We start from the raw sequence: 13,654 nt of genomic DNA, 5'->3' as shown, positions 1-13,654 counted from the left end.
TAGATGTTAGTACAAGATATCACCAGTTCATTAGCACAAGCAACGGATTTTGCGAGTCAGGCGTTGAATGCCCAAGTTCAACGACAACAACAATTAGTTTTGCGTTTTAGTGATTATAATCGAGAGCAGCAACTCCGATTAACCCAACTATGTCAGCAATTAGATGGGGTCGTGCAGGCGAGTCCTGAACAGTTGACCGTCTTGCTGAACCAGACAGCTGGTCGCCAGTTAACCCACCAATGGTCGCGAGTCTTTACGGATCAAGCAACGACTCAAATTCAATTGACTCAAATTATGAAACAATATGATGTTTTTTGGCAAGCGGGTGAGCACCGGTTTAATCTCACCAAGAAGCCGATGATTTATGGCATCATGAATATTACGCCGGATTCCTTTTTCGACGGTGGCCAGTACAAGACTAAAGATGACGTACTGAATCACGTGGATGCCATGTTACAAGCAGGAGCTGACGTAATCGAAGTTAATGGTCAAACGACACGGCCGGGCTTCACGGAAGTCACGCCGCAAGTTGAATTGGACCGGACGTTGCCGTACATTCGCGCCATCAAGGCTCGTTTCCCGGAAGCAGTCTTAGCGGTCGATACTTATAAGTATGATGTCATGCAAGCCGTCCTGGAAGAAGGTGTCAGCATTATTAACGATGTGAACGCCTTTACGGACGATCCTCGCAAGCTCAAATTGATGGCTGACAGTCGCGTCGGCTTACTGACGATGCACAGTAGTCGTGACCAAGAATATACCGATCTGACGAGCAGTATGCGTGGGTTCTTTGAACAAAATCTGTCAGCATTGACGAGTCATGGCATCGATATTGAACGAATTGCTTTAGATCAGGGGATCGGCTATTCACAAGTCGCACATGGGGAACAGGATTACGTGATGATGCGTAGCATTGATGAATTTAATTACTTGCGACGCCCAATGATGGTGGCTATTTCACGGAAAGGTTATTTAGGTCTATTGCTTGGCCTGAAGAAGGAAGACCGGTTACCAATGACGTTGGTCACTGAAGCAGCGATGATGCTTAAGGGTGGCCGGATCATCCGGGTCCACGATGTGGCTGAAACCAAGCAATTGATTACGCTGTTAGGCCGAATTGAGAATGGCTATTGGTTATCGAATAATGATTAGTCCGGATGATTTTGACGATATTACAGCGAATGGGGTTAAGGTCTACGATGCTTATTTCGGTACTCCCACGTACGATGATCACGTTTTATTTGAATTGTTAGTGGTTGGAATCTTACAAGTGGGTTTAGGCTGGCGGGTCGCGGCTAGTCAGTTACCAGTATTGCGGCAACATATGGCGGGGCTGCGGGTAGACGCCGTAGCTGCCCTGGACGAACCGGATTTTGAACGGCTGATGTTGACTCCCAAAGTGATGCACAATGGTCGTAAGTTACGTGCAATCATTCAGGATGCGCGTGCTATTCAACAATTACAGGCCGAGTATGGTAGCTTTAGCAACTACCTGTGGGCGTTTGTCGATGCGACACCAATCATTATGCCGGCGCCCGATGATGAATTACCGACGCGCTCACCCCTGGGCGCCCGCGTTGCGAAGGATTTACACCGGCATGGTTTGACCTTCGTTGGACCAGTCGTCACCCACATGTTTTTGTTGGCGGCGGGATTGATTAAATTGAATTAGGTAGAATTGGGCTGGCGGATGCTAGCCTTTTTTATTTGCTTATGCCTGCGTATTTTTGTGAGTATCAATGTGTGAATGTAAGCAAGGTGGGTGCTTTAATCCGGAGTGGTTATGGGAAGTGTGATTATTAGTTCCAACGCAATATGAAGCGCAAGTTCACAATGAGGGTAAGCGGCAAAAACATATTTGAATGGTCGGTGATGCTGGCGTGTAGAACCAGTCTAACCGTTTTCTAGGTAATAGTGAAGTTAGCAAAAACACGTCGCAAGAGCAAGTTGTAATGGCCTTGTGACGTGTTTTAGAATGAGTTGATTTTGTATCCCTCTCACGACTAGCGGTTAGCGGTCGTCGTGTCTGGCAACAGCCACATCGTTACCAAGCCAATCAGCCAGGCCACTAAGAAGAACGCCATGGCAGCTGGTAATTGATAGCCAAGCAACCATTGGCATAACAAGATAAGCGTGATAATGATACCGATAACGCGATTGATGATGCTCATGTAAGTGCCTCCTAGGTGGTTAGCTAAGAATGAAGTGAACCAGATTATCTGAATTAATAAATATTACTTAAATTATATAATGAATGACGTTATGTGTGCTGCAATGTGCGTTAATGTCTTAATTTAACGTACGAACGTCAAAAAATGCTGAATATTTGAAAAAACGATATCGCTGAGGTTGCGGTATCGTTGAACCTGTGACTGGTAATTAGCATCGTAGTGTGACTAACTCGGATACTGGTTAGTGATAACTACTTCTAGTACCATAACGTTTCAGCAAACGGTATAGCGTTTGGCGCATAGATTTTGAATGAATAAGCGTTATCCACAAAAATCATGCTCACTGCATCAGACTGATGGTTATACTGTGCTAAATGCCCAGCATGAGCGGGTTAATTGCATGTCTGGAAAATACAGACTAGTTTTTTTACTTAAGAAGGTTGTATTTATCTGATAAGACACCTATTATAAATTGCAAATATAAGTAAGACATTTAGGAGTGATTGGTTATGATTAATTTTGTTTTCTACAAATACTACAGATTCTGGGCTGCAATCGTTTTACTATTGCTAAGCGCTAACGTTTATCCAGCAATTGTTAACGGTAATGTCTTAGGTCGCGAATTTTGGCGAAATGGCACAAATCTGATTAATCTTGTTTTTGTAATTGTTGCTATTGGCTTTTTAATTCAAGTGTTGTTTTTTAAGAAAGGTGAGCCGCGTGCGAATGAACGTGCATTTTGATCAGGTCATGGTAAAAAAGCATGATTTTTAATCGCGTTATGGCAACCAAAGTATGAGGGAGTAGTCGAAAGTCTGATATGAAATTCTCTGAAAAACTAAAAGTGTGTAGGAAGCACGCACAATTGACACAATCGCAAGTGGCCGAACAATTACATGTATCGCGCAAAACAATCTCAGGCTGGGAAAATGACCACAGTTTTCCCGATGTTGGCAGTTTAGTTCAATTGAGTGATATTTATGACGTTCGGCTAGACGATTTAATGCGGGATGATCACTTACTGGCTTATTATAAGGAAGCAGAACGACTTCATCAGAAGAGCCGAAAATGGGTGGTCGTCTCGTATCGATGCAATTTCTTGTTACTGGTACTTGGCTACATTGACTATTTGCGGCCGTTTGGAATACGAACGTTTTTGGTACCGTTTTTAGTACTGGTGAACGCCATGGTATTATTGTCGTATTTTTCAGATTGGCAGCGGTTCAAGTCAGGTAAATTGCGTGTCGGTATCGTCATCACGGTGTTTATTGCATTTATTGCTGAGATTCTGATCAATACAATAGTACCGAGTTATCTGAACGAGTTAGCACATGCCGTTGATGATGGCCCCGCTGCGATAATTGGTGAAGTGGCCGGTCGCTTGCTGGTCACATCAATACTGATATTAAGTTTGGTATTAGCTATCTTTTTGAAGCCAAAACAACGAGAACGGTCGTAGTTTACCGAGCTAGTCAATATTGATGAGTTTGGAAGTGAGCCGTGGCGTCTCAAACTAACGAAAATGTGTAAGACAAAAAACGACCGCATGCTTAATAGCATGCGGTCGTTTAAGGCGGAAGAGATAGTTTATACAGAAACAGATTCGATTTGGATGCTGTGTATCATAACTTAACTCACGATGAACTAAATCGAACTATCCGTTGTTTCATAATCCACCTTGCCAAGTTCAATCTGAATCGTGATATGAGTTAGTGGAAACTGGGCGCTTAGGTCCTTGTTCAGTTGTTCCAAAAAGGCATTATTGTCAGCTAATGTTGAACGACAGAGATGGACGGTCATGGCTGTTTCAGTAGTACTCATGCCCCAAATGTGTAAATCGTGAATCTGGTTGACGGTGGGCTGGCTGGTTAAATAATCAGCGATTGCTTGGCGGTCAACATTGTTTGGTACAGCTTCTAGTGAATAATTCATCGCATCTCGTAAGAGTCCCCAAGTACCAATCAAAATCACGACGGCAATTAGCAGGGAAACAACGGGGTCTAGCCAGAACCAGCCAGTCTTCAAGATGATGAAGCCAGCAATGACCACGCCGATGGAGACGCCGGCGTCGGCGGCCATGTGGAGAAAAGCGCCCTTAATATTGAGATCGTGCTTTTGGCCCTTCATAAAGAGTAATGCGGTAAAGCCATTAATGACGACCCCAACAGCAGCAACGATAATGACATCCCATTCGGTGACGGGACCCGGATTACTAAGGCGCTGGATGGCCTCGACTGAAATGGCCCCGATAGCGACTAGTAAAAAGACGGCGTTGAAGAGGGCGGCCAAGATTGATGAGCTTTTGTACCCATATGTGTACTTATCGTTGGCGCTTTTTTGTCCAAGCCAGATTGCCAGCCAGGAGATCAGTAAGCCCAGGACGTCGCTGAGATTGTGTCCTGCATCGGCAACTAGGGCCAGTGAGCCGCTCGCAAAACCGTAGCCAGCTTCCAAGACAATGAAGGCAGTATTTAGGGCGACCCCAATCTTGAAGGCGCTGGTCTGTTGTTGTATTTGATGGCTGTGTGCCATATGAATCACCTACTTCTTAGTTGAATTTATCCTTGTTATGGCTATAATTTAAATATGAATGAGCAAACATATGAATGACTGTTCATGTGTATTGTAACACGCTTACATGACAATCTCAATTAGAAATTGGAGTTTATGATGGAAAATGAAATGGACCATGAAATGATCGTCAAACGGTTGGCTGAACTGATGCCGCCGACTGATGAGTTGAGTCGGATCACCGCAATCTTTAAGGCACTTGGTGATCCGACGCGTGCCCGGATTATCTACGCGTTGGCCGTATCTAAGCTGAGTGTGGGTGAACTGGCGACGGGATTAGCCCTGACACAGTCGAATGTGTCTCATCAGTTAACGGTCCTCAAACAATTAAAATTAGTTGTGGGAACGCGCAATGGGCGTAACGTGCACTACCAGCTGGCCGATAAACATATCATTAGTATTTTTCAGCAGGTCGCAGCTCACGCTGAAGAAGCCGATAATTAGGTTGAATAGGTGTTACCGCTGATCAGTTATGATGAGTGGTAAGCGCTGTGGGTTCGTAGTGGGCACTGGTATAGATATACATGGCCTAGAGGACCGCACGATTAGCTTGAATATAAGATTGTGCTTAGCATGACACCGCGAAATGGTTAATTTCGCAGTGTCATTTTTTGAACTAGTTATGTTTTTGTTAATTACCTAGTTTTATAAACTAGATGTATTGATATTTACACTATGTGATGGTATGCTGGTGTCAATAATAAATATGAGGTGATTAACATGGCACAGTCGGCGCGACAGTATCAAATAACAAATGAAGTCCTCAACTCAGTGACTCATGGGATTGGGATTATTTTAAGTATCGTTGCATTTGTTTTTTTGATGCTCAAGGCATATGCGGATGGTCAGCCCCTCGAATGGGCGGCGTTTATTATATATGGTTGTTCGTTGTTTGTACTATATACGTGTTCGACGTTATTTCACGGATTATACTTTACGCGCGCCCGCGAAGTTTTTCGTATCTTCGATCACAGTGGCGTGTACGTGCTGATTGCTGGGACATACACGCCGTACAGTCTACTGGCGATTAAGGGTTGGTTGGGCTGGACGATCTTATTAACGATTTGGATTTTAGCGATTGCTGGGATTACGGTTAATGCTGTTTGGCCCGGACGTTTGAAAAAGGTCGAGACGGTCATTTATGTGTTGATGGGGTGGATGTGCCTCGCCGGTGGTCGGCAGTTATGGGACCATTTAGGTGTCACTGGCTTCTGGTTATTAGTTGCCGGGGGCGTTGCGTTTACCTTAGGTGCATTACTATATAGTTTCCCACGGATTAAATATTTACACGTTATTTGGCACCTATTCGTGATGGTGGGAACCACGTTGATGTTTTTCTCAATTTATTTCTATATTTAAGGATGACTGTGGGGACCAGCTGCTGAGCTGATCCTTTTTTTTAGATGCGGGAGATTTGAATCGCGGACGACGTCTTAAATGCTGATTATTGACATTTTATTGCGAAAAGTTTTTCAACTGGACGGTATTCGAATCGTAACCATTGCGTACGCTCGTTAAGCTGAATGAGTTATCGCCACTCAGCTAACAATAATTTTGAAATTAAATGGCTAGATCGCTGTAGCATAGTCTAGAATACGATTTATTTTTGTCATCAAACTGTAATCAGCCAGGCGTATCTTTTGATTGCCTTTTTAAATAAACTTCCGTAGAATAGTAGGACAACGAAATTTTTAGTGAGGTGATTAAGATGGCATACGGGTTATTATTTGGTGGCATTTTCATGGAAGTTTTAGGGAGCTTTTTCTTAAAGCGCGCAAACGGTTTTCGGAACTTAATACCAACGATAATGGTGTTGGTTGGATATTTTAGTTCGTTAGTCCTTGTAACGCTTGCAATGCAACGCCTGCCGTTAGGGGTGACGTATGCCATGTGGGCTGGACTGGGCACGTTTGCAACCGTTATTTTAGCGGTCGTCGTTTACCGCGAACGGCTCAGTCGTTCACGGTTGAGTGGCTTAATTGCAATCGTGGTCGGGGCGATTTTACTGAACATTTAAATCAAGGGGGAATGATGATGCGTGCATGGATTCAATTAGTTATTGCGATTGGCGTTGAAATTGCGGGGACCAGCTTGTTGAAGTTATCGGCTGGATTTAAGTACCCCTTGGTTGGAATTGTGGGCATGTTACTATACGGCCTAGCGATTTTTAGTTTCTCACGGGCATTGAGCAAAATCCCACTGAGTGTTGGTTATGCAATCTGGGCCGGAGTCGGCACAGCTGCGACCGGCCTGATTGGAATTTGGGCGTTTGGCGAAATCTTGACGGGATTGAAAACGTTGGGATTCATGGCGATTATTACGGGTGTGATTCTATTGAACATGCCTGCTAAGGCGACTAAACCGGCTACTGCGACGCCGCGCTTGGCACGGTGGCGGACCCGGTTTAACCGGTAACTAAAAAGATCGAGAATCTGGCTGATGTTTTAAGCGATTACGCTTGAAATACGCCGGTTGATTCTCGATCTTTTTTAGTTGTTGTAATTAGGCTTCTGGCCAGATTTCCTTAGCCGTACCAATGACTAACGCCAACTTGGCCCACTGTTGAGCCTCAGTTAACTGGTTACCTTCTTCAGTTGAAGCAAAGCCACATTGGGTCGATAGTGCTAGATTACGCAATGGCACCTTAGTGGTCGCAGCTTGAAGGCGTTCTTTGATCACAGTGGTCTTTTCCAATTCTGGAAACTTAGAGGTAACCAGACCTAATACGATGCGTTTGTGGTCATCATGGTTCCAAATCTGGTCTAACGCTTCGAAGCCTCCCGCCCGTTCGTTATCATATTCCAAGAACAGCCCATCATAGTTAAGCTGGCCAAGGTAGGGTGCAACCACGTCGTAACTGCCCGAGAAGAGGTACGTGGATTTAAAGTTACCCCGGCAGATGTGGGTCGTGACGGTCAAGTCGCTCGGTAGGTCAGCTAATGCTGCGTTGATCACTTTAACGGCATCGGTCGCCCACTTAGTGTAGGCCGCGTGGTCAGCTTCGGGATCATTGAGTTTGCTAATTAAGAAAGCCCACGTCGTATCGTCTAACTGAATATAGCGACACCCAAGGTCATAAAAATGTTGAATGGTATCGTGATAAGCTTGAGCGAGATCATTTAAATAGGCATCCCAGCTGTCATAGAATTTGGTCCAATTGTCACTCCGATTATCACGGAATAACATAGTTGGTGATGGGATCGTTTGTTTCGCGAGTACGCCAGCGGGAACGATTGATTGTAAGTATTCAAAGGCAGCAAAGAACGGATGGTCGGGATTATACGCGACTTTGCCAATCAGTTCAGCGTTATCCGTTCGGGTATGGTCCCCCTTGAACTTATAGCTTTGATGGTAGTCGTACTTGCCAACACCAGTTAAGCCCCAAAGGAAATCTAAGTGCCACCAGCTGCGTGAAAATTCGCCATCGGTCACGGCTTTGAGCCCGAGCTTAACTTGTTCAGCGACAACTCGTTTGATTTCAGTGTGTTGGATTTCAAGTTCTTGATCACGCGTAATGGTACCGGCGGCTAATTGTTCATGGGCCTTTTTCAAACTAGCGGGGCGCAATAGGCTGCCGACGACGTCAAAACGGAATGGGGCGGTTAAAGTTGTAGTTGTCATTAAATATCAAACTCCTTAAATTTTATTGGGAACGAAAAAACGTCGTCCTGAATAATATTAATCATTATTCAGGACGACGTTGGGCCGTGGTACCACCTGAGTTCTAGGCTAGTGAACTAGTCTACTCGATACAGCTGCCAATTGATTGGCAATTGCTAACGCGGGTAACGGTTGTTAAACCGGCTTTAGTTAATGCTGGTTACTTTGTTGCTCACCAGACACTCACCAAAACGAACTAGGGAGAAGACCATCTTCATTGGTTGTGCCGATACCGTTTCACCAACCCGATACTCGCTGAACAGCGACACCAATTACTCATCTTTTAATCGTTCTTTAATTATTGACACCTATCATACTGGTAATTATTTTAAATGTCAAATTTAATTTAAGGCCGGAATCGGTGGGCGGGATTAATCCATAGTCATGCTATAATGCAAGTAACATGCGATTGGGGGCAAATTATGGATAGAATCATTCGATTTTTTAAGCGGGATGACGTTGACTTGTACTTAACGTTGGCGTTATTAATCATCATTATTTATTTAATGCGCGGGTTTGCGACAGTTGTTCTATTAACGACGATTTTTGCGTATTTGGGCATTAAGCTTAGTCGGTGGTTAAACCTCCGAACGCACTTACCTTATTGGATTGCCGTCATTGTGGTCTACGTCGGCGTGATTGCGTTGTTTATCGGTGCGCTATCGTACGCGGCGCCTACCCTGGTCGATCAGTTGAAGGTCATTCCAGATATGCTGGCTAAAGCAATCACCAATCACCCGGTATTGAATAAGAATATTGATAAATGGGTCAACCAAGCCATTCATAGTAGTGAATTGATTCAAAACGGGAAGGCGTTACTCGTCACCGGTATTAAGGGACTGAGTGAGGTTGGAACTGGCTTTACGCACGTCTTAATGGCAATCTTTTTGAGTTTTATCTTTGCAGTTTCGCGGGGACGAATGATGGTCTTTGGCCGCCAGTTCTTGCAGTCGAAGTTTAAAAAGTTCTTCACGAACGTTTACTATTTAACGCATAAATTCGTTATGATTCTGGGGCGGATTATTGAAACGCAACTGGTGATTTGTACGATCAATACGATTTTGATGACGATTGGATTCATGATTATTGGGATGCCAAGTATCATGGTGTTGTCGATCATTGTCTTTATCTTAGGCTTAGTGCCGGTGGCTGGCGTGTTGATTTCAATGATTCCGCTAACCTTACTGGGGTTTGCGTCGGGTGGCTTGATTCGGGTTGTCTGGATCATCGTGTTGGTTATTTTGATTCACGCCTTCGAGTCTTATTTCCTTCATCCACGGCTAATGGCGGACCGGACTGATTTACCAGTCTTTGTCACTTTTATTACGTTGATTATTATGGAAAGTCTATTAGGGGCCTGGGGCTTGATCATTGGGATTCCAATTGTTTCATTCTTCCTAGACATTTTGGGTGTGCAGAATTCTGAGCCGCGACGCGTGATATCGAGTAAAAAGGCAACATCAAGATAGTTTTAAAAGTGGGAACCTAATCGCTGGACTTAGGTTCTTTTTTATTGGTATTAAAGTAAATCGTCGCACACTATTAGCTCGACGACAGCTCGACTGCTAGTACGCCCTCTGTGATATAATAGGATAAAAATAAATGGAGAATCAGCTATGAAATGGAATAGTGAACAGGCTGAAGCTGAGTTGACAAAATGGTTTACGCCCAGTAAGCCGGCAACTCGTAATTATGTTGGTCGTGGTACATTGGACAGAACAATTTTTAGAGAGTTTGCACAGCAAGGACGGCAAGTGCTAGTTTTTGGCCCGACCGGTGCTGGTAAGACCAGTATGGTTTTAGATAATTTAAGCAAATTGAAGAAAACGTACGCGACTGATTATATTAGAGTTTCAATGACTAACTCAACAACGATTGAAAGCTTTATTGCAAATGTTGCCTATAAGTTAAATTTGGTTCGCTCGGTGCAGACAATCAAAACAGCGGAAGCGCATCAGAATCTAGAGGCTGGAATTAAGCAATGGATCTCGTTAGCGGCTTCAAAGCAAAGGACAACGACGCAACAAGAAGTTACCGAGCAATATATTGGGACTGATGATTTTGTCATTTTGGAAGAAATTTTATTCAAACGGAATACAGTCTTAGTAGTTGATGACATGGAAAATTTATCAGAGCAAGCGCAAAGTCTGCAAATTAGATTAGCAGAGATTGCTAAAAACATGTCTGATGATGCTGTTAATTATGAAGATTCTTATGCAAAAATTGTTTTTGTGGGAATTGCAAGAACAGCTGAGGAACTGTGGCGCGACGTTCAATCATTGAAAAGCCGGCTAGCAACTATTTCAGTACCGTATTTAAGCGATAATGAAAGTGAAAAAATTATTGAGAATGGCTGGGATAAAGCGCATTTAGTTAGTTCTGAAGGACAGGTCAAGCGGGCGGCATACATTTCCAGTGGTATTGGAAAGGTCGTCCATGAGCTGGGACAAAAAACGGGTTACGCAACTCTTGATGATAATAGCTGGACTGTTGAAGATCAATATATTGATGGCGCGATTCAGGAAACTTTTGCGGTTAATGAACTGACATTTAAATCGCTTTTCGACAAAGCTAAAAATAAAACCAGTACTAAAACGACGGTTCGAAACTATGTCTTATATGTGATGGCTAATGATGATCGAACTTCTATGACGACTCAGGGTATTTTAAAGTCAGTCAATGAACTGCGTAACAATGGTACGATGGGACTTAATTCACTTAGCCCGGCAATCACGGATCTTAAAAGACTAGGCATCTTGACTAGTGAGAATCGAAATTCATGGCATTTTACGGATCCAATGTTTAAAGCTTATGTTCGTGATCATCAAGATGACCTATTGCTTAAGGGTAATCGGGATAGTCAATAGCGGTACCGATCATTAGCTCAATTGATCCATAGTACTTATAAGTACTCAAAAAAAGCTAGGACGTTTTGTCCTAGTTTTTTTGAACGGTTACTTTTGACCTGAAGAATTCCGTTGTGGCGTGCGGGCATGATGGACCGTCAAATTCGTTAGTGTGGCGTCCGTTGCTGGTTTCGTGAACAACGGAATCGTCTCTTCCAAGACATCGCTAAACGCTAAGCCGTACCAGATAGCAGGAGATGGGGTGATGTTTTGTAGTAGGACGCGGCCACCAATTAGTAGTCGATCGAACTGGCCCATAGTTGGGTTGCTAGCAAGGTCCATGATCTGCTGATTCTGAACGACAAATTTAAAATCGCCAACTTGACGAGGTTGTGTGATTCCGTAACGGGAATATTGTGGATCGATGCTGTGATCTGCAATTAAGTTCGTGACAATTTGGCGCAAATATAAATTAATGTGCTGTGATTTACGGAAACCTAAGTTGAGTTGAACTTCCACGATATTTCGAGTGCCTAGCATGTCAATGCTGTAACTACAATCATAAGGTCGGTTGGTTTCATTAATGGTAATAAACCAGTAAACCTTAGCGCGTTTAGGCCGCTTATCTAAAATCGAGTACAGAATTGACCGTTTAACCCGGTGTTGATGGTCGACCTTAGCCAAGTAGACTAAATTCGTTGCAAATACTGGCAGGTGATCATCGTGGCTTAGCTGGATCAATTGATTACGATAATCTAGCAGACTAATCTGTTCATTTGCCTGGTTGTAACGCAAACGCCGGCGATTACCAAAGAACCAAACGACCATAATCAAGAAAATGACGAGGGTCAGCCCCAAGGTCAAATAGCCACCGTGAATAAACTTGGTCAGACTAGCCGTTAGAAAGACGGTCTCCAGTGCGCCAAAGCCGAATAATAAAGCTAGCGCCAGCGCCCGGTGGCCCTTCATGTGAATCCACTGGCTAAGCAGGATGGTCGTCATCAACATTGTTAAGGTGATGGCTAAACCATACGCCGCTTCCATGTGAGCTGAAGTTTGAAATAGCCAAACGATTCCTAAGGTGACCAGACATAACAGCCAGTTGATCGCACCAATATAAATCTGGCTCCGAACGTTACTGGGGTGCTTGATAATCATACGTGGTAAGAACTTTAAACCGACTGCTTCGTCAACTAAGGTATAAGAGCCCGTGATCAAGGCCTGTGACGCAAGGATGGCTGCGGCCGTGGCTAAGATAATCATTGCAATTTGACCGCCCGCAGGAACCATGGCATAGAAGGGATTGACATTGGTGGCATTGCGCCATGCCGCATCCTGATAATGGGTTAACATCCACGCGCCCTGACCAAGATAATTGAGAATCAAAGTCGTGTATACGAACGGCCAAGTGGCGTCGATGTTGGCTTTACCAACGTGACCCATATCAGAATACAGCGCTTCAGCCCCGGTCGTTGCAAGGAAGACACTACCAAGAATGAAAATTCCCATTTTATTAGCCGGATTGAATAAGACTTGTACGGCGTAAACGGGTGAGAAAGCTTTGAGAATGACGGGTGCCTGACTGATGTTGATCAGACCGAAGATGCCGATGACGGTGAACCAGAGCAACATCATGGGACCGAATGACCGGCCAACGACGGCAGTACCAAACCCTTGAATCATAAAGAGAACCAGTAAAATAACCGTAACGGTTAGAGGCACGAGCCACGGGTACTGGGAAAAAGCCCCCAGTTTGGGTAATCCCTTTAAGCCTTCAACTGCTGATGTGACTGTCACAGCAGGTGTTAGGGTGCCATCTGCTAACAAAGCGGCGCCACCAATCAACGCGACGAAAATTAACCATTTGGCCCGGTGACGAACCAGTGCATACAGGGCGAAAATGCCACCTTCATGATGATTATCAGCGCGTAAAGCAATCAGGACGTACTTTACCGTTGTAATGAGCATCAAAGTCCAAAAGATTAATGAAACACTGCCGATAACATAATCAGGTGTTGCATTCTTAAGTTGCCCCGCGTCATTGATCAGGGCGTTCATAACGTATAGCGGTGACGTTCCGATGTCCCCGTACACGACGCCTAATGTGATTAACATGCCAATCAATGAACGTTCCTGAATCCGTTGCTTACGCATGAATTATTGACCCCCACTTCAATTAGAACTGTGACTCATACTATACTAGCTTTTTTCAAAAGGGGTTAACCAGACAAACTAAAAATTTACTCATGTTAACAAGTTTCAACTTACGTTTTGTTAGGTGAACTTTACTTCAAGTTGAGTACAATAAGTAATCCGGTTGTTCGTATTTAGAGGATAAAAAATGGGCCGTTTCATTCCAGTTGATAACGCTGAAATGAAACGGCCCATTAGTTTTGAATTTATTAG

The 13,654-nt window shown here is 44.0% G+C and carries 14 protein-coding genes; 10 read left to right on the top strand and 4 right to left on the bottom strand.

What is annotated here, in order from left to right; all coding sequences use genetic code 11:
• The first annotated feature begins 3 nt into the window (after positions 1-3).
• Both folP and V7R88_RS13245 read left to right on the top strand, forming a co-directional pair.
• A complete protein-coding gene (gene folP, locus V7R88_RS13250) occupies positions 4-1,152 on the top strand; it encodes a dihydropteroate synthase (RefSeq protein ID WP_054396033.1) in 1,149 nt (382 codons plus the stop codon).
• Entirely contained in the window at positions 1,124-1,672 is a 549-nt protein-coding gene (locus V7R88_RS13245; RefSeq protein WP_161325475.1) for a DNA-3-methyladenine glycosylase I, read from the top strand. The genes folP and V7R88_RS13245 overlap by 29 nt, the downstream gene beginning before the upstream one ends.
• A 331-nt stretch (positions 1,673-2,003) precedes the next feature.
• Here the strand turns inward: V7R88_RS13245 and V7R88_RS13240 are convergent, their stop codons facing one another.
• Positions 2,004-2,171 (bottom strand): hypothetical protein, encoded by a 168-nt coding sequence (locus V7R88_RS13240; protein ID WP_072535189.1) that lies wholly within the window; start codon positions 2,169-2,171, stop codon positions 2,004-2,006.
• Between the two features lie 509 nt (positions 2,172-2,680).
• On the opposite strand from V7R88_RS13240, the gene V7R88_RS13235 reads away from it, so the two are divergent.
• Positions 2,681-2,914 carry a hypothetical protein gene (locus tag V7R88_RS13235; RefSeq protein WP_003643482.1) on the top strand — a complete coding sequence of 78 codons (234 nt, stop codon included), beginning with the start codon at positions 2,681-2,683 and terminating at the stop codon, positions 2,912-2,914.
• A gap of 122 nt (positions 2,915-3,036) precedes the next feature.
• Positions 3,037-3,630, top strand: coding sequence for a helix-turn-helix domain-containing protein (locus V7R88_RS13230; RefSeq protein WP_015381026.1), 594 nt, complete (start codon positions 3,037-3,039; stop codon positions 3,628-3,630).
• A gap of 185 nt (positions 3,631-3,815) precedes the next feature.
• Here the strand turns inward: V7R88_RS13230 and V7R88_RS13225 are convergent, their stop codons facing one another.
• On the bottom strand, positions 3,816-4,703 hold the full coding sequence (locus V7R88_RS13225) for a cation diffusion facilitator family transporter (RefSeq protein WP_054396031.1): 888 nt from the start codon (positions 4,701-4,703) through the stop codon (positions 3,816-3,818).
• 138 nt (positions 4,704-4,841) lie between these two features.
• Between V7R88_RS13225 and V7R88_RS13220 the strand changes: the two genes are divergently transcribed.
• From V7R88_RS13220 to V7R88_RS13205, 4 genes are all read left to right on the top strand, one after another.
• Positions 4,842-5,186, top strand: coding sequence for an ArsR/SmtB family transcription factor (locus V7R88_RS13220; RefSeq protein ID WP_003643481.1), 345 nt, complete (start codon positions 4,842-4,844; stop codon positions 5,184-5,186).
• A 276-nt stretch (positions 5,187-5,462) separates the two neighbouring features.
• A complete protein-coding gene (gene trhA / locus V7R88_RS13215) occupies positions 5,463-6,101 on the top strand; it encodes a PAQR family membrane homeostasis protein TrhA (RefSeq protein WP_003642505.1) in 639 nt (212 codons plus the stop codon).
• 349 nt (positions 6,102-6,450) lie between these two features.
• Positions 6,451-6,759: a DMT family transporter gene (locus V7R88_RS13210; protein WP_054396030.1), complete on the top strand. Its 309-nt coding sequence runs from the start codon at positions 6,451-6,453 to the stop codon at positions 6,757-6,759.
• A gap of 14 nt (positions 6,760-6,773) precedes the next feature.
• Positions 6,774-7,157 carry a DMT family transporter gene (locus tag V7R88_RS13205; protein ID WP_003643479.1) on the top strand — a complete coding sequence of 128 codons (384 nt, stop codon included), beginning with the start codon at positions 6,774-6,776 and terminating at the stop codon, positions 7,155-7,157.
• An 87-nt stretch (positions 7,158-7,244) separates the two neighbouring features.
• Here the strand turns inward: V7R88_RS13205 and V7R88_RS13200 are convergent, their stop codons facing one another.
• Positions 7,245-8,363 (bottom strand): vitamin B12 independent methionine synthase, encoded by a 1,119-nt coding sequence (locus V7R88_RS13200; protein WP_054396028.1) that lies wholly within the window; start codon positions 8,361-8,363, stop codon positions 7,245-7,247.
• 461 nt (positions 8,364-8,824) lie between these two features.
• Between V7R88_RS13200 and V7R88_RS13195 the strand changes: the two genes are divergently transcribed.
• Together V7R88_RS13195 and V7R88_RS13190 are read left to right on the top strand one after the other, a co-directional pair.
• Positions 8,825-9,871 carry an AI-2E family transporter gene (locus V7R88_RS13195; protein WP_054396026.1) on the top strand — a complete coding sequence of 349 codons (1,047 nt, stop codon included), beginning with the start codon at positions 8,825-8,827 and terminating at the stop codon, positions 9,869-9,871.
• A gap of 147 nt (positions 9,872-10,018) precedes the next feature.
• On the top strand, positions 10,019-11,269 hold the full coding sequence (locus V7R88_RS13190) for an AAA family ATPase (protein ID WP_054396024.1): 1,251 nt from the start codon (positions 10,019-10,021) through the stop codon (positions 11,267-11,269).
• Positions 11,270-11,356: 87 nt separating this feature from the next.
• Here V7R88_RS13190 and V7R88_RS13185 read toward each other — a convergent pair whose 3' ends face one another.
• Positions 11,357-13,402: a KUP/HAK/KT family potassium transporter gene (locus V7R88_RS13185; RefSeq protein ID WP_226319776.1), complete on the bottom strand. Its 2,046-nt coding sequence runs from the start codon at positions 13,400-13,402 to the stop codon at positions 11,357-11,359.
• Positions 13,403-13,654 lie beyond the last annotated feature (252 nt).

Origin of the sequence: Lactiplantibacillus argentoratensis, from assembly GCF_037290055.1 — a bacterium.
GTDB lineage: Bacteria > Bacillota > Bacilli > Lactobacillales > Lactobacillaceae > Lactiplantibacillus > Lactiplantibacillus plantarum.
This window is presented reverse-complemented; position numbering and strand designations above follow the sequence as displayed.